15 protein-coding genes are annotated in these 14940 nt (G+C 41.6%); 3 read left to right on the top strand and 12 right to left on the bottom strand.

Annotated features, from left to right (window positions below; translation table 11 throughout):
• The first annotated feature begins 85 nt into the window (after positions 1-85).
• Both I8748_RS33195 and I8748_RS33190 read left to right on the top strand, forming a co-directional pair.
• Positions 86-1030, top strand: a complete 945-nt coding sequence (locus tag I8748_RS33195) for a FecCD family ABC transporter permease (protein ID WP_225896632.1) — start codon at positions 86-88, stop codon at positions 1028-1030.
• A gap of 168 nt (positions 1031-1198) precedes the next feature.
• Entirely contained in the window at positions 1199-1975 is a 777-nt protein-coding gene (locus I8748_RS33190) for an ABC transporter ATP-binding protein (protein ID WP_198128724.1), read from the top strand.
• A gap of 168 nt (positions 1976-2143) precedes the next feature.
• Here I8748_RS33190 and I8748_RS33185 read toward each other — a convergent pair whose 3' ends face one another.
• The 3 genes from I8748_RS33185 to I8748_RS33175 all read right to left on the bottom strand — a co-directional run bounded on the left by I8748_RS33185 (position 2144) and on the right by I8748_RS33175 (position 4632).
• Positions 2144-2782 (bottom strand): hypothetical protein, encoded by a 639-nt coding sequence (locus tag I8748_RS33185; protein WP_198128723.1) that lies wholly within the window; start codon positions 2780-2782, stop codon positions 2144-2146.
• Between the two features lie 139 nt (positions 2783-2921).
• Positions 2922-3623: a cadmium resistance transporter gene (locus I8748_RS33180; RefSeq protein ID WP_198128722.1), complete on the bottom strand. Its 702-nt coding sequence runs from the start codon at positions 3621-3623 to the stop codon at positions 2922-2924.
• A gap of 349 nt (positions 3624-3972) precedes the next feature.
• Positions 3973-4632 carry a DUF1003 domain-containing protein gene (locus tag I8748_RS33175; protein WP_198128783.1) on the bottom strand — a complete coding sequence of 220 codons (660 nt, stop codon included), beginning with the start codon at positions 4630-4632 and terminating at the stop codon, positions 3973-3975.
• Positions 4633-4922: 290 nt separating this feature from the next.
• On the opposite strand from I8748_RS33175, the gene I8748_RS33170 reads away from it, so the two are divergent.
• Positions 4923-5858, top strand: a complete 936-nt coding sequence (locus I8748_RS33170) for a carbohydrate ABC transporter permease (RefSeq protein ID WP_198128721.1) — start codon at positions 4923-4925, stop codon at positions 5856-5858.
• Between the two features lie 612 nt (positions 5859-6470).
• Here the strand turns inward: I8748_RS33170 and I8748_RS33165 are convergent.
• The 9 genes from I8748_RS33165 to I8748_RS33125 form a co-directional block, all read right to left on the bottom strand.
• Entirely contained in the window at positions 6471-6674 is a 204-nt protein-coding gene (locus tag I8748_RS33165) for a ribbon-helix-helix protein, CopG family (RefSeq protein ID WP_198128720.1), read from the bottom strand.
• Between the two features lie 928 nt (positions 6675-7602).
• The gene (locus I8748_RS33160; RefSeq protein ID WP_198128719.1) at positions 7603-10119 is read right to left on the bottom strand and encodes an alpha-amylase family glycosyl hydrolase; all 2517 of its coding nucleotides are present in this window, start codon (positions 10117-10119) and stop codon (positions 7603-7605) included.
• A gap of 102 nt (positions 10120-10221) precedes the next feature.
• The gene (locus I8748_RS33155; protein ID WP_198128718.1) at positions 10222-10641 is read right to left on the bottom strand and encodes a hypothetical protein; all 420 of its coding nucleotides are present in this window, start codon (positions 10639-10641) and stop codon (positions 10222-10224) included.
• A gap of 42 nt (positions 10642-10683) precedes the next feature.
• Positions 10684-11118 carry a VOC family protein gene (locus I8748_RS33150; RefSeq protein ID WP_198128717.1) on the bottom strand — a complete coding sequence of 145 codons (435 nt, stop codon included), beginning with the start codon at positions 11116-11118 and terminating at the stop codon, positions 10684-10686.
• A gap of 53 nt (positions 11119-11171) precedes the next feature.
• A complete protein-coding gene (locus I8748_RS33145; protein WP_198128716.1) occupies positions 11172-12698 on the bottom strand; it encodes a GMC family oxidoreductase in 1527 nt (508 codons plus the stop codon).
• Between the two features lie 40 nt (positions 12699-12738).
• Positions 12739-13119 (bottom strand): nuclear transport factor 2 family protein, encoded by a 381-nt coding sequence (locus tag I8748_RS33140; protein WP_198128715.1) that lies wholly within the window; start codon positions 13117-13119, stop codon positions 12739-12741.
• A gap of 17 nt (positions 13120-13136) precedes the next feature.
• Positions 13137-13580 carry a hypothetical protein gene (locus I8748_RS33135; protein WP_198128714.1) on the bottom strand — a complete coding sequence of 148 codons (444 nt, stop codon included), beginning with the start codon at positions 13578-13580 and terminating at the stop codon, positions 13137-13139.
• Positions 13581-13739: 159 nt separating this feature from the next.
• Entirely contained in the window at positions 13740-14375 is a 636-nt protein-coding gene (locus I8748_RS33130) for a nuclear transport factor 2 family protein (protein WP_198128713.1), read from the bottom strand.
• An 86-nt stretch (positions 14376-14461) separates the two neighbouring features.
• A complete protein-coding gene (locus tag I8748_RS33125) occupies positions 14462-14914 on the bottom strand; it encodes a nuclear transport factor 2 family protein (RefSeq protein WP_198128712.1) in 453 nt (150 codons plus the stop codon).
• Between the last annotated feature and the right edge of the window lie 26 nt (positions 14915-14940).

Raw genomic sequence — 14940 nt, 5'->3', positions numbered from 1 at the left:
AATTTAGCTTGATGTGAGTAGGCAATTGCAGACAGTTTTTACCAAGCACCGCGTATTCTGGGCTATTGTACTTCTGAGTACAGCAATGGTGGTAACCTTAGCACTTTCTCTTTCTCAAGGAGCAGTACCTCTGAGTTTCCCTGAATTGTGGCAAGCAATGCTGCACAAAGGTGATACGGTTAAACAGATCATTCTCTGGGATTTACGTCTCCCGCGTATTACCGCTGCGATGATTGTCGGTGCAGCCTTGGGAATGTCGGGCGCACTGCTGCAAGGAATGTTACGCAATAGTCTTGCCGATCCTTTTATTTTGGGTATTTCAGCTGGTGCAGGACTCATTGTTATCCTGATGATCGTTTTGCAAATATTGCCAATAGCGATCCCCCTAGCAGCGTGGATAGGAGCAATTTTGACATCAGCCATTGTGATTTTGCTCGGTCGTGCAGGTTCGGGAGTCTCCATTGAACGGTTAATTTTAGGCGGAGTAGCAGTAAGTTCTTTATTAGGTGCTGTACAGAGTACATTGCTTTTACTAGCCGAAGACGGTCAAATTCAAATTGCCCTGAGTTGGCTGGTTGGTAGCTTGAACGGGCGAGGTTGGAAAGAAGTTTCCACAGCTGGCCCTTATATTATTGTTGCCTTATTCGGGGGGTGGTTGCTGGCGCGGTCAGTGAATGTTTTAGCCTTGGGAGATGATTTAGCCGTGGGGTTGGGAGTATCATTAACGCGATCGCGTCTTTTAATTGGCGGTGTCGCCACCTTATTAGCCGCAGGTGCAGTTAGCATCAGTGGCTTAATTGGATTTGTCGGGCTTGTGGTTCCCCACGGTGTCCGCCTGATTGTCGGTACAGACCACCGCTTTGTTTTGCCACTTTCAGCACTTGCAGGTGCATGGTTGCTTACCTTTGCAGATTTACTCTCTAGATTGGGATCAGTAGAACTTCCAGTAGGTTCCGTCACCGCCTTGCTAGGTTCACCTTTGTTCATCTGGTTACTTTATCGCCGTTCTGCTGGGATGGGTAAGTCTTGATAGTGCTGAGTGCTGAGTTAGGAGTTAAGAGTTAGGAGTTAAGAGTTAGGAGTTAAGAGTTAAGAGTTATACCAATTCTTCAATATAAAGCTACAGATCAAGCTAAAAAACTCAGATTTAATCTGACTTTCTTAATTACGAATTACGAATTAGTGTTAATTGTTAAAAATGCCACTTGAACTACAAAATCTCACAGGCGGTTATACAACTTTGCCAATTGTCCAAAATATTAACCTCACTCTGCAAACAGGAGAATGGTTGAGTTTAGTAGGTGCTAATGGTTCTGGTAAGTCTACATTGCTTAAGTTGCTGAGTCGCATTCTCTCTCCGCAACAGGGAACAGTACTACTTGATGGTAAAGCTATTCACTCTCAACCCCCAAATTTAGTTGCACAGAAATTAGCTTTGTTACCGCAACAACAAACAATTCCTGTGGGGTTAACAGTACGACAATTAGTGAGTTTAGGACGCACACCACATCAGGCTTGGTGGCAATGGGAATTAACCGTAGAAGATTGGCGAAAAGTTGAAGCTGCAATTCATAAAACACAACTAGAAAAATTTAGCGATCGCTTAGTCGAACAACTTTCAGGTGGTGAACGTCAACGGGCTTTTTTAGCTTTAGCCTTAGCCCAAGAACCAAAAGTATTACTATTAGATGAACCCACAACTTATTTAGATATCAACTATCAACTACAACTCCTAGAATTACTCAAAAACCTGAACCAACAACAAGAATTAACCATCATCACCGTTTTACACGAACTGAATCTAGCAGCCCGATATAGCTCCCGTATTGCCTTACTAAAACAAGGTCATCTTTGGGAAGTTGGTACACCGGAACAAGTACTAACACCCCAAGCGATCGCCCAAGTCTTCGGTGTAGAATCCGTGATTATTCAAACTCCCGTCGGCTTACAAGTTTGTGCGATTTCTGCCGTGTAATCTCAAGCCTTTCTATTTTACGAAAATCAGCTTTAAAAACTCTTTGCGTCTTTGCGTCTTTGCGTGAGACAAAAAAATCTTTATTCACCAGATCTAGCCGACTTTATTAACATAAAAACCCTTCCCAACAACTAGGAAAGGGTTTTAATTCTTCAACTTAAATTGATATTAATCTTCAATTGGCGCGTTAGGAATTGCCGCATCAATATCAGCTTGTGTCAAAGTGGGGATCGACCAGTTAACATCACCTGCTTTGTACACTTTTGCAGGAGCAACATTGAATTCAAGTGCGCCAGTTTGAGGATTAGTTGTAGCTACTAACTGAGTTCCATCCACCACCTTAATAGCCAAGGGTTCTGCTAGTTCTTGTCCTTGAGCGTCAGCACCAGCGATACCAGCTATCTTAGTGCCACTTGGTAGGTAAACGCCATCACAGTCCCATTCATTCTCTGTAATTTGACCATTTCCTAAGAAGTAAAGGCTATTTCCTTGAAGTACTTTTTTGGGTTTATGAGCATAGATAGCTAAAGTCTTACCAGTCTGATTAAGACACTGTGCCCAGCTTCTTGCTGTTTGTAAAATATATTTTTGTAGCTTCAATTCACCTAGTTGTTTTTCAATCTCTTCGGGCGTATATTCAGTTTGATCGGGTGTATTTTTGATTTGCAACAGGTTATCAATCGCTTGAGTTACTTCAGTGTAATCAGGACTAGTAAGTAGATTTGGTTTGCTTGCCCAAGAAGGCTGAGCAACTACCAAATTCAACATTAGTACTAAAGCAACTAGACCAATTTTAAAGAGTTTCATGACTTCTCCTTTTGAGGATGACAAAATATTTTCAATTGAGCAAACTTTTTAGACGAGACAGTTTGTATGGATTCTTGTAGCTTTGTTCTCAAACAACCTCGCAGATATTATTGAATGATTATTGTGGAAAGTCAACGCCTTAAGATATTGTTGTTTGACCATTCATTCCATACAGTTTGACGGCTCCGATTAAACACAGACAGCTAGCGACCAAAGCGATTGGAGTTAACGAGGCACTGTCTAGGATAATAAACACACCCAAGCCGATCAACACAAAGGGCACAATACCGTTGCCGTAGCGAGTTAGTAAATTAGCGATCGCAGACTGACAAGTAAATCTGTATGTCATATAACACCAAACGCCAACCAGTAACAGAAATACTGCAATAATTACCAGCAAATTAGGCAGGGCAGTGTTGGCAAATAATGGCATATAGATACCTACATTATCACTGCCATTGGCGATGGTAATAGCCGCCACACTATAAGCTTGGGGAGATAAAAAACCAGCGAAAGCTGAGGAATGTGAAAACTCGGTTTCTGTCTGTGTCTCGGAGTCAGAATCGTTTTCTGGATTCAACAGACGATTTAGTCCGATGGTGATCGGCACCAAACCCAGAAGACCAATCCAATTAGATGGCAATACTAAGCCTCCCAGAAAACCAACTAAGCTGGCAATCACTAGAGTACAGAAGCCTAAGTACTGACCAATGACGATGTGCCGACGACGGAAACTTGCATCTACCTGAGAGAATAACAGCGTCAGGATAACTAAATCATCCAGATTTGTGGCTGTAAAAGCTGTGATTCCGGTAGTAATTGCGGTGACGAGTTCGTTCATTCCTATTTCTCCTCAATCTTCACGCTGGTGTTGTCTAACAAGAGCGTCTGTTTATGTCTGCAAATCCTTGGTGGTAAGCTGCTACTTGATCCCAGCGTGGAGGTAGGTGTAGCATCTCCAATTCAACTAATAGGCTATGCTTGCTGGGGATAAATTAATTCGTAATTCGTAATTCGTAATTCGTAATTAAGACATGCATAAAAAAAAGCTTGATAAATACTTCTCTGGCAATCCTAAATCATTCATACAATTCTTGATTCTTTCTTCATTTGTATACTTTGAATTCATCAAAAGCATTTTTCACAAATTTTCTGAATATGAAGTGAGAAAAAGCACTTGTATTTCATTCTTATTTACTAGTCAGTTTCTCAACAACTTTGTTATTATCGCTAAGTGGTTGGTCAACAGTAAAAGATTTATTAACGGAAGTTTCCTTGGCAAATTTGCTGTTAGTTTGGAGGTGAAGTCCTGGCAAGAGACTGACTTTAATATCTTTATTATCTTTCGCAGCAGGCACTAAACTTACTCTCAGTTCATTAATAATTTGCTGCTGTTCTTTGACAATTTGGGTCAGTTCTGCTAACTGTTGAGAGTGTAATTTATCCAATTTTTCATGTAGCAGTTCAATATTTTGTCCAGCTCTGCGATTGACTTGGTGGTCAATTTCAGCGTTTCTGCGATCTGTATCAGACTGGCGATTCTGGCTCATCAAAACGATGGGAGCAGTGTAGGCTGAAGCAAATGAAAACACCAAGTTGAGCATGATGAACGGTGATTCATCCCAGTGGGGAACCCCAGGCATTAAATTCATTCCAACCCATCCTGCCAAAACGGTGCTTTGGCAAATGAGAAATTTCCAAGAACCCACATGACTTGCTAATTTATCAGCAAGGCGCTGCCCAGAAGTCAATTCAGTGGAGAGATTTGGCGTTGCTGATTGCTGTATTTCCACAATATGGGGCTTTTGAGCTACTTCTTTGTTGGATGATACTGTTTCTACTGGATTCATCTTGCACCTGTTGGCGTCATTTGTGTCTGTGTTTTTCCTGATGACTTTTAATGTACGCTGCATCACCGATAGGAGCAAATATTCTTTCTTTTTAAAACGATAGATAAAAATGATGGATGTTGAAAATCTAGCCTTAAGGCAATTCCAAAGCGCATTATGTCCAGCAAAAAGCCCAGAACTTGCGTCAATAGTCATCAACAGCACATCTTCGTGTAGTATTAGTTAGTTTTTCTGGCTTGTATTCATCGTAATCAGGGAATCAAGCTGCTAATTCAACTCAAAAAGCCCCTATGAATCAATTAACGCCTAAAGATTGGATGCTGATCAAACAACGACTAACTCCTTATTTATTCTTGTTACCTGCTTTGGTGATTTTGGGGTTAACCGTCTTTTGGCCTGCACTACAAGCGTTTTATCTCAGCTTTACCAGTTACGAAGATATCTCCCAACCACCGCAATGGATAGGTTTTGCCAACTTTCTGCGCCTGTGGAAAGACGCAGTTTTTTGGAAAACATTGAAAAACACTTTTCTCTATCTTTTAGGTGTAGTACCGATTCTGGTGATAGCTCCTTTATGGTTAGCAATTTTAGTCAATCAGAAACTGCGGGGTATAAATTGGTTTAGAGCGGCATACTACACCCCTGTAGTAATTTCAACAGTAGTTGCAGGGATAGCTTGGAATTGGTTGTATGCAGAAAACGGTTTACTCAATCAAATCCTTAAACTTGTGGGTCTTTTCCCCGAAGGAATTCCTTGGTTAACTGATAATCCACCAATTAAACTTTTTGGTATAGTGCCAATTTCCCTTGCTAGCGTCATGGCTGTTACTGTTTGGAAAGGACTAGGCTACTACATGGTGATTTATTTAGCAGGTTTGCAATCAATTCCTGGTGATGTGTATGAAGCCGCAGCAATTGATGGTTCAGATGGTATCCGCAAACACTGGGACATGACCATACCATTGATGAAGCCTTATCTAGCACTAGTAGCAGTGATTTCAGCTATTTCAGCTACTAAGGTGTTTGAAGAAGTCTACATCATGACTCAAGGGCAACCACTCAATAATTCTAAAACAATTGTTTATTATCTATATGAGCAAGCTTTTAGTAACTTGGAAATTAGCTATGCTTGTACAATTGGACTTGTTTTATTTTTAATAATTTTAGGATTATCAATTTTGCGATTAATTATTAATCAGCAAGAAGGCGATAATATGACAATCTAATTTGAGGTAACTACAAAAAGTAATTATTCAATTACTTTATCCAACACGAATATTAAAGGATGTCGCTGAAGTGAGCCAAAGGTGTAATTTGTTATTTCAAGCGAAACGAGTTAGAGCTTACTCCTTCAAAGAAGAAAGCTACGCGCAGCTTTGACTACAGGAGAAGAATGGCAATTTCTCGTGGTTTGTTGAGATGCTACCCTGCCGGAAGCCGCTACTCTACTCTTTGAGTTCTGCTTTGCAGTACGCGTCTACACTGCGCTATCGCTTCGTTCAGCACGACGTTTTGAACTTAAAATACAAGGGTGCGTTATGATAGCGAGTACTTAGTAATTATTTTCCAACGATAATAACGCACACACTAGCTTGTATGTATGTTCTCAGCAATCATGCCTATAAGAATGTGCATTAAAATCGGAAAGTAGCAAGAATGCAAACGAGTTTGATAGAGAACTTAGAGCTTTTGTCCAATATGAAACTGGTACAACTTGTGGGAACAACACCTTACCACCACAGCTAACAGCAATACTTCAAATGATTTGATAGTATGTTAATAGTGCAGTGTCTATCTCAGCTACTTGTCGGTCTGATGTCTAAAAACCAGTTCTAACCTCAAGCTGCAACAGTTGCGTTTTTCTCCTGGTTATTATTTGCTACATCAGATGCTTCCTTGCTATCAGCCAGAAGAGAACGGATCAATTCTCGAATTACATCGGTTGCTGGTCTTCCTGTCAAGGCACAGTAGTTTTCCAGTTTCTCCACCTCACTGGAGGTAAGATTTACCGTAAGTCTTTTCACAGCCCATTTTTTACTCATGATTCACTCAATCAATCACGTTTAGGAAATGTGTAGTATTAGACTTATCTGCAAGCTACATATCGCATACATAGCAAGTTAATACCCAATAAATGATATAAACGCCTCAATTCCAGCGTAAATGATCGTTATTACATTTCACTAGTAATACAAATCACACCAAGTTCAGCGCTTGTATGCTGATGATGTGAGAATGCTTGTTACATATTTAGAAAAGTATCAAAGTTGACTAAATGAAACAGATTCTATATTTAGCGTTTTAATTTTTACAATTCAATACGTAAATCTTCTACCAGTCAAATATAACGGATTGCAACCCTACATAATATCCATGTCTTGATACTGCTCAAATGGCACTGACTTAGAGTGACAAATGCTACAGTGATGATCACGGTAATGTTGTGTTTCAGTACAACAATTTACACAAACCCATGTGATGTTTAATAACAAGCTGCTACTTTACTGTTCAAGTTCTGCTTTGCAATAGGAGAAGACTGACGCTCTTACGTCGAAGAGCGCTGCGCTCACACCAACGCGTCTACGCAGCCTTCTAGCAAATAAGTGCGATCGCTATTTCATAGTCAAGGCGAGACTTTTCTTCAAAGGTTTGCGATCGCTTGGGTTGATCAGCAAACGCAATTGCGGCTTACAGTCCACTGCTGCCGGAAGCGATCGCGCAGGATTCACATTATGTCAATCACATCACATCTAGCTCTATTCTCACTCAACGTTTTGTTCTAGTTTTGTTCTAGTCAGTGTCAATTATTGTTTCTCATTTTTCCTAATTATTTCATTATTTTTTTATTAAGAAAAGGTCAACTTTATTAAGATTTGAAATTTTCTAGAAAATTTACCAGTTTTTACTAATTCTTAATAAAAGAAGATGTGCTTACTTTATAATTCCTTCACAATTTTCTACAAAACTGTCTTATGTCCTGACTCGTTGAAAAACAACAAATCCGTTTGCTGGGACTATGGGATGAATAAAACCATTAATCACAGATATATAAGAGCCAAAGTTGCCTATATTATCTCCTCCGTAGAGTGAAGCATCACTATTGAATATCTCCTGCCATTGACCATCACCGATTCGGGAATTGTTTATGGTGTATCCTGATGAGAACGGGTGATTATTTAAACTGGCTACAATCAAAAATTCTTCAGTGACATCCCAACGTTTGAAAGCAATGATTCGGTTGGCATTATGGACGTGGATAATATCAATCAAGTGAGAATTGAGTCCTGAATGAGTACGGCGTAGCTGAATGAGGTCTTGGTAGAATCGGAACAGTTGTTGACCATTAGTTTGGCGATCGCCTAGTAAATCCTCTCGGTTATTGATAAAATCGGTGTATCTGTAGGGTCTTTGTGCGCCAATTTCCTCACCCATCAAAAACATTGGCGTACCAGCCGACAAAATAGACACACCAAAAGCAAAACGACAACGTGCTTCGGCATACCTCCGGGTTTCCCCAATCAGTGGTGCGCCGTTAACAGCAGCTACAATGGTGCGCCGAGACTCAACTCTATGTCCTCCTGCTTCGTAATAAGAATTACCTGCTTCATCGTGAGATTCATGATAAACAACTTTATTATGACCAGACGATCCCAACGCTCCTGCAAAGTAATCCATTGCTAGGGGTTGATCAGTACCATATCCAGCAGTAGGAATTAATTTGGCATATTCTGTCCCTTGTCTAGCATCACCAATTAAATGGTGATAGAAATTGGCATACCAAGCAGCATCAAACCCCAAACCCCCTACATCAGGTAATTCTGTGACTGCTTCCCAATCAGAATGATCCTCTGCTATGAGAATGGCATTAGGTTGGATGAGTTTCATTGTCCGTGTCCATTCTCTGAGGAATTTAGCACCAAAAATATTGGCATTACCCACAGACCTACCATCAAGGTGCAATTGGTTGTATGAATGCATCGAAGTTGTTTGATCAACCCGGAATCCATCTACGTGAAATTCCTCCATTAAAGTTACTGCACTGCTAATGAACATCTTTCGCACCATCTCTTCATAAAACCGAGGTGCAAAACCTGTAGACCAATTATCAAGATAGCCGCCTTCAGGAAAACGTCTGCCATCTGGGTAGAAATAATCGTTAGAGTTTCCCTCATACCAGTAATAGATATTGTGTTCGGGAAGATCCGAGTCATAAGCCCATTCCGCCCGTTCTCCATCGGGGTCGAAGTGGTTGTACACCACATCTAAAATCACGGCAATTCCATAACGATGGCACTCCCTAATAAAATGCTTCAGTTGGTCTCTTCCACCAGCACTGTATTCGAGAGCAAAGTAGTGAGATGTTTCATATCCCCAATTTACCTCGTCTCTAAATTCTGACATTGGTAAGAGTTCAACCGCGTTAACGCCTAATTGTACTAAGTAGGGGAGTAAAGCGATCGCATCCTCAAAGTTTCCTGGTCTGTTTTGACCATACCCTAAAGACCCTATGTGAAGTTCGTAAATGACTAAATCTTCTACACGCTGCGGTACAGGACGTAAGAGCGAAAACTCATTACTCCAGAACTCCTGTTCTGGGATGAATTCCACTTCTGGCCAAACTGGTTCTTGAAAATTTCTCGTTACTGTATCAGGATTGATGACTACAGAACAGCTTTTAGTACCATCCAAATCTAGATAATTGCCTGAAAAAGGTCTGTCCTGTCTATCTCTATATCTATTAGAAAAAGGTTTACCGTCAGGATTGATGTTGCCTTTACCAATTTGACAGCGAGAATATAAATCAGTGCGATAAACGACTCGTCCTGCTTCATTGACAATTCTAAACATGTAGGGAATATGGTCAAAGCGGGAGAAATCAGCAAGTTCTGGTGATACTCTGATATCTGTTTGCCAAATACCTTCTTCTGTCCTCAACATGGGAAATGGCCCTAGGTTGGAATCCATACCAAAATCAGGATCGTCTCGAAAAGCATCATCAGCAATATAGCCACTGCTACGGTTGCCAAACACAACTTCCACATTCCGCGCATTCGGTGCCCAAACAGCAAACCGTAACCCAGGCTGTTGACCAGAAAGATAATATTGTTGTGCGCCTAGTCTGCGACTGTGAACTAGATAATATGTTTCTTGCTGAGATTGAGCGTTGTTAGGAGATTGTAAAGTAAAAGTACGGTAGCGATCGCTAGAATTGCGATCGTGAATCTCCGTTGGGATTCCCCACAGGTTATTCCCGGCTGTACTATCTAGCATTACACCCCAGCGAAATAACCAACCAATTTGAGAATCATCAAGTTGAACCGTAGCTTGGAAACTGGGACAACCATCTTCCCCAATAATTTGCTGCATTGGGATAGAAGACCATTGTTGAGAATAGCGCCCGTTTTCATCCCAACTACCAATTAAGCGGGGGTTGTTAAAAATTGCTCTTCTCAAACCAGTACAATAATTAAACTGAACAATAGCCATGATCTAATCCTTTTTGTCTGTAATCAGTTGTAAATTGACAAGAGCAGTAAACGGCTAAAGACAAACCTTTATTTGTCTTCAGTAGCGACGATGTTAATGTTTTTAAAAGTCAACTAGACGAGCTATTCCCTGAAGAGAAAGGATGTCATAAATTTGTAGTTGACCATTAACCAAGTCAGGGCCACCAATACTGGTACGCTCGGTAGTAATAATTGCCACAGTTGTAATGGAGTTTTCTATTACTTGTTGTGGTAGATTAATAGTAGGTATTAACAAAGTTAAAGTAACTGTTTGTTGGTCGGGAATTTGTTCTAAAGTAACTGTAATTTGCCTACCAATTTCTGTGTCCTGGGTGCGAATCTCTGTATCGCTAAAGTTGAGATTGAGGCTCGGTGTTTGGTAGTTGAACTGTGGTACGCCAGCAATGCTACTGGTCGAATAAGTAATTTGTGTATCTTTGCCTTGAAGCTCGAAAAGATTGGGTGTAAAAATGAGATTAGATGCAAGAGTATTTCCTGTCATGTTTTTGCCCTTCCTATTTAGCAATAAAATTTTCAGAGATGATTAGTTTATCTTCAAAGGTGGAGGATTATTTTCATCAACGAATCCCTGAGATATCTCCACAATTCTGCCATCTGGGTCAGCAATCCAAACTGATCGCCATCCTGGGATATAATCATCAAAGTTAAGCGGCCCTAGGGTGATTTTTGCATCATTGCCCATCTCTGCCAGCTTAGTGGCAATATCATCAACCTGAAAAGCAAAATGTCGCCATGCAGGATATTGTGGCCCATCCCTATCAGGGGGTGAAATAGGAGATTGTCCTTGTGCCTGGAAAATTTCTAGGTACATTTCACCCAATTTAATAAATACTATTTGCTGGTCGCCAAGTGGGACAACCCGTGCGCGCACAAAGCCGAAATAGTTAGTGTAAAACTTTTCTGTGGCGATCGGGTCTTGACAGCTGATTGCCATATGAGAAAAGACTAAAAAACCCATTTCTGAATCCCCCACAATTGTTCTTGGGACTGCCTTCTACCCCCTGCCTTTGTTCAAAATCCATACTCATCTTTGATCAGGTCAGAAACTTTCTCAGCAATCATCACAACGCCTGTATGACAGTTTCCCGAAGGTACGACAGGCATCACACTAGCATCAGCTACCCGGAGTCCTTCCACACCATAAACACGCAACCGTAGATCTACCACTGCTATATCATCCAGACCCATTTTGCAAGACCCAGCTTGATGATGATAGGAGTCACCTCGTTGCTGAACAAACTCTTGTAGTTGTTCCTGACTTTGCACTTGTTTCCCTGGCATTAACTCCTGAGTTACCCAACTGGAAAAAGCCTTGGTTGCAAATATGTCACGAGCTAGCTTAACTGCTTGGATTAACCTATCAACATCAGCTTTCGCACTCAGGTAGTTGGGATTAACTAGAGGCTTATCTAGTGGGTTATCGCTAGCTAATCTGATCCAACCGCGCGACATGGGGCGAACGACACCGGGCAGGATAGAAATAGCATTGGGATAGTTTCGTCCAACAATGATGTCAAACGGCACATGAACAAAACCAAGTTGCAAGTCTGGCCCTATCCACCCTGGCTCCGACTTACAAAACAAAGCACTTTCTGACAAGTTTAAATGAGGTGGTGGTAGTGGTTGTGATGTTTCATAAATCACCCCTGTAAGAACATGATTATGAAAGTTTTCGCCCACACCTGGCACATCTGCAATCACAGGAATATTAAACTCTTGTAAATGGCTAGGATTACCGATACCAGAGAGTAATAACAGATGAGGTGACTCTAATGCACCTGCACAGACAATTACCTCGTGATTGACATAAGCGCTCTTAGTTTCACCATTTTGGATATATTCCACTCCATGACAGCGCTTACCTGCAAATAGTAGTCTAGTAGCCTGGGAGTTAGAACTTAAGGCAACATTGGGTCGTGCTAAAGCAGGGTTAAGATAGGCATCAGCCATACTATGACGCTTGCCGTCCTTAATATTGACATGATGCCAGCCCACACCTTCCATATTTGGCCCATTAAAATCTGGTGTGTAAGGGTAGCCCAACTCTAAACAAGCATTAATAAAAGCTTCAGATGTAGGATTTGGATTGTGAAGTTTAGCATTGATGACATTTAGTGGCCCACCCTTGCCAGCCCACGGGCTAGAATCGTCTTCTTGATTTTCTAATTTTTGAAAATAAGGCAAAGCATCCTGATAACTCCAACCGGGACAGCCACTATAAGCCCAATGATCGTAATCTGCTGTATGTCCCCGAATATGCATCATCAGATATAAAGTACTGCTGCCACCAATTAACTTACCGCGTGGTTCATGGGTGATTCGTCCGTTCAGTCCTGATTGTGGAACACTGGTATAGTCCCAGTCTATTTCTGAACCAAGTAATGTTGGCCATGCTGAAGGGTTTTCAACATTGGCGGTAATCTTAGCTTCACCAGCCTCTAAAACCAGCACTTTTACAGCAGGATTTTCACTGAGGCGGTTAGCCAGAACTGAGCCTGCGGAACCAGCCCCCACAACGATAAAATCAAATTCACTCATACAGCCTCCTCTGTTAGTGATTGGGCAGTTGATCCCAAACTCAGTTCAACCTTTGATTAACAAATGGATCAAAAGGTCTAGTATCATGAAAGTTAGCCATGTAAGCAATTTTGCCATTCTTAAGGCGGAAATAGTTGGCAACGTTAGCTTCAATTGGTACACCACTGGCGTTGGCAGCTGAAATGTGAGAAACTACCGAAGCTTCGTTGCCATTAATAACAACGTGCTGTGGATTATTTTGGAATTTAGAATAGCCCCTCTCAATACCAGCGATCGCACCACGCATAGTATCTATTCCCTCAATATGACCCGCTAACTGTTCGTCTACCACAACATTGTCATCAAACAGCGTGAGCCAAGTATTCCAATCACCTGCATTAGCGGACTCGTAGTATTTATCAATGACTTCTCTGGTGTTCATAGTTGGTATGCAAATTATCAAAGACTGGGGAACCCTTCCAATGGGGTAAGAGAGTCAACGATATAGGTTTCAATCACAGGCTTTTGGGTAAGCTGCGATCGCTTCACAACCCATCTTTGTGCAGCGTCAAAAGCCAAGCGTTGACTTTTCGGTGCAGGTGCTTGCCAACGGCTAGCTTCCCAGCGGACAACTAGCTGAACATCTGCTCGCTCTGATGTAGTTTTTATATCTAATGATTGCATCGTATGCACTTCATCAAAGAAAGTGTGAATTACCCGGTCATACCATGTTTTAAATTCGTCTTGACCATGCAGTGTAGTTTCTGGTAACTGCATCTCTAGGGTTTCATTTGCCAGCATGGATAGAAATTCTTCACCAGGAGCATGGACATCCAGTTTTAAATACCAATCATCAACTAATTGTTTTACTTCAGACTCAGTAAGTGGAGTTAAAGTTTTCATCTTTGTGTTACCCTAAAAAGTACGTGTCCGGTGAAAGACTGATGATTCAGACGGCAGCGGTACAAGGGTGCAGAAGAGAAGATTTTGCGGTTTCTGCACACAAGTCTTGAATTATAACTAATTAGCTGGACATGATATGAGCTGGAAGCCGACATGATATTAGCTCCAAAACTCGTCAAACTGTGCGGTGCCATCGCCAAAGATAGCACCTCTGCCTTCAACCACTCTCCCCTCTTGCCAGCGAAGGACATGAACAACATCGATGTCGAGGCGCTTATTTTCGTTTCCGGCTCGATGCCCAGTATTGTGCCTGATGTCTGCGGAATACTCTCCGGTAATCAAGACTCTCTCCCAGGACATTTGGAAACTGTTGTCTGTGAGGTAAGCTACCTTGTCCATAAAAGCGAGAAACTCATCTAAGCCTCTTTTCCAGCCAGATATCTGATTGTTGCCTGGTACTAACCATGCCATATCCCCAGCCCAATACTCTTGAATTCTCTGTCTGTCGCCACTGCCCAGCACATTATATGCTTGTCTTACACGTTCTTCAGTCAGACGAAGCGATCGCTGCCTTTCAGAGGTAGCTATACCAGATCTCATCATCTCCTCAGTCATTAATGTTCCACCTTGAACGCCCCAAGCCCCTGACTGCACCTCATCAACTAGGGCATAAGTGTAGGGACGGACAATTTCACCTAAGACTGAGGCTAAACCGTCACTTAACTGTTGAACTATTTCTCCTTTTTGCTGTAGGCTAGCGAAGCCTTCTAAAATGGTGACGCGGATAAGAGGCATGTGAGCTTCTCCTTTCTAGTGTTTAAGTTGGACGCACATACATATTAGTTTTAGCCAGAACATTCTTTCCCAAGACACAAGCAGAGCTAGCTGGCTAAACGATCTGGTATGGGTTTAAGAGCGTATACTGCCCAGAAGAATTGATCGACTGTATGTTGATCACTTATATAAACTTGAACATCTGCGATTTTGCCATCGCGGATATGGTAGTGGGTACAGTTTAAAGCATCTAGAACGGCTCCGTTCCTTTGTCCATGACCCCGGTGGACTTCCACCACTGTGTCCTCACCCCAAGCATCAATATTAATTAAATCCACTTGGATACCCCCTCTATTGAGTTGTGCAAAAAAGGCTATTACCTCATCTGCACCATTTTTAGTACCTGAAAGGGGATGATGACCAGGCAAACGCCAGATGAGATCAGGCGCAAATATCTCATTGCGGATAGTGTTCATATCGCCGCGATTAAAGCATTCGTACATTCTTTCTACGATTTGTACATTTGGATGGCTTGTTCTTTGTGTTGCGACCTGTGTCATTTTTTTAATCCTTCTGTTGTAGTTTT

It is taken from the genome of Amazonocrinis nigriterrae CENA67 (genome assembly GCF_016056305.1).
GTDB lineage: Bacteria > Cyanobacteriota > Cyanobacteriia > Cyanobacteriales > Nostocaceae > Amazonocrinis > Amazonocrinis nigriterrae.
The sequence above is the reverse complement of the archived record's forward strand: the minus strand, read 5'-3'. Positions and strand labels throughout refer to the sequence as shown.

What these genes read in the sequence shown, in the direction of transcription:
- I8748_RS33160 (WP_198128719.1), bottom strand. Translation starts at nt 10,119, where the DNA reads ATGGCTATTGTTCAGTTTAATTATTGTACTGGTTTGAGAAGAGCAATT.
- I8748_RS33155 (WP_198128718.1), bottom strand. Translation starts at nt 10,641, where the DNA reads ATGACAGGAAATACTCTTGCATCTAATCTCATTTTTACACCCAATCTT.
- I8748_RS33195 (WP_225896632.1), top strand. Translation starts at nt 86, where the DNA reads ATGGTGGTAACCTTAGCACTTTCTCTTTCTCAAGGAGCAGTACCTCTG.
- I8748_RS33165 (WP_198128720.1), bottom strand. Translation starts at nt 6,674, where the DNA reads ATGAGTAAAAAATGGGCTGTGAAAAGACTTACGGTAAATCTTACCTCC.
- I8748_RS33185 (WP_198128723.1), bottom strand. Translation starts at nt 2,782, where the DNA reads ATGAAACTCTTTAAAATTGGTCTAGTTGCTTTAGTACTAATGTTGAAT.
- I8748_RS33145 (WP_198128716.1), bottom strand. Translation starts at nt 12,698, where the DNA reads ATGAGTGAATTTGATTTTATCGTTGTGGGGGCTGGTTCCGCAGGCTCA.
- I8748_RS33125 (WP_198128712.1), bottom strand. Translation starts at nt 14,914, where the DNA reads ATGACACAGGTCGCAACACAAAGAACAAGCCATCCAAATGTACAAATC.
- I8748_RS33180 (WP_198128722.1), bottom strand. Translation starts at nt 3,623, where the DNA reads ATGAACGAACTCGTCACCGCAATTACTACCGGAATCACAGCTTTTACA.
- I8748_RS33150 (WP_198128717.1), bottom strand. Translation starts at nt 11,118, where the DNA reads ATGGGTTTTTTAGTCTTTTCTCATATGGCAATCAGCTGTCAAGACCCG.
- I8748_RS33170 (WP_198128721.1), top strand. Translation starts at nt 4,923, where the DNA reads ATGAATCAATTAACGCCTAAAGATTGGATGCTGATCAAACAACGACTA.
- I8748_RS33190 (WP_198128724.1), top strand. Translation starts at nt 1,199, where the DNA reads ATGCCACTTGAACTACAAAATCTCACAGGCGGTTATACAACTTTGCCA.
- I8748_RS33140 (WP_198128715.1), bottom strand. Translation starts at nt 13,119, where the DNA reads ATGAACACCAGAGAAGTCATTGATAAATACTACGAGTCCGCTAATGCA.
- I8748_RS33135 (WP_198128714.1), bottom strand. Translation starts at nt 13,580, where the DNA reads ATGAAAACTTTAACTCCACTTACTGAGTCTGAAGTAAAACAATTAGTT.
- I8748_RS33130 (WP_198128713.1), bottom strand. Translation starts at nt 14,375, where the DNA reads ATGCCTCTTATCCGCGTCACCATTTTAGAAGGCTTCGCTAGCCTACAG.
- I8748_RS33175 (WP_198128783.1), bottom strand. Translation starts at nt 4,632, where the DNA reads ATGAATCCAGTAGAAACAGTATCATCCAACAAAGAAGTAGCTCAAAAG.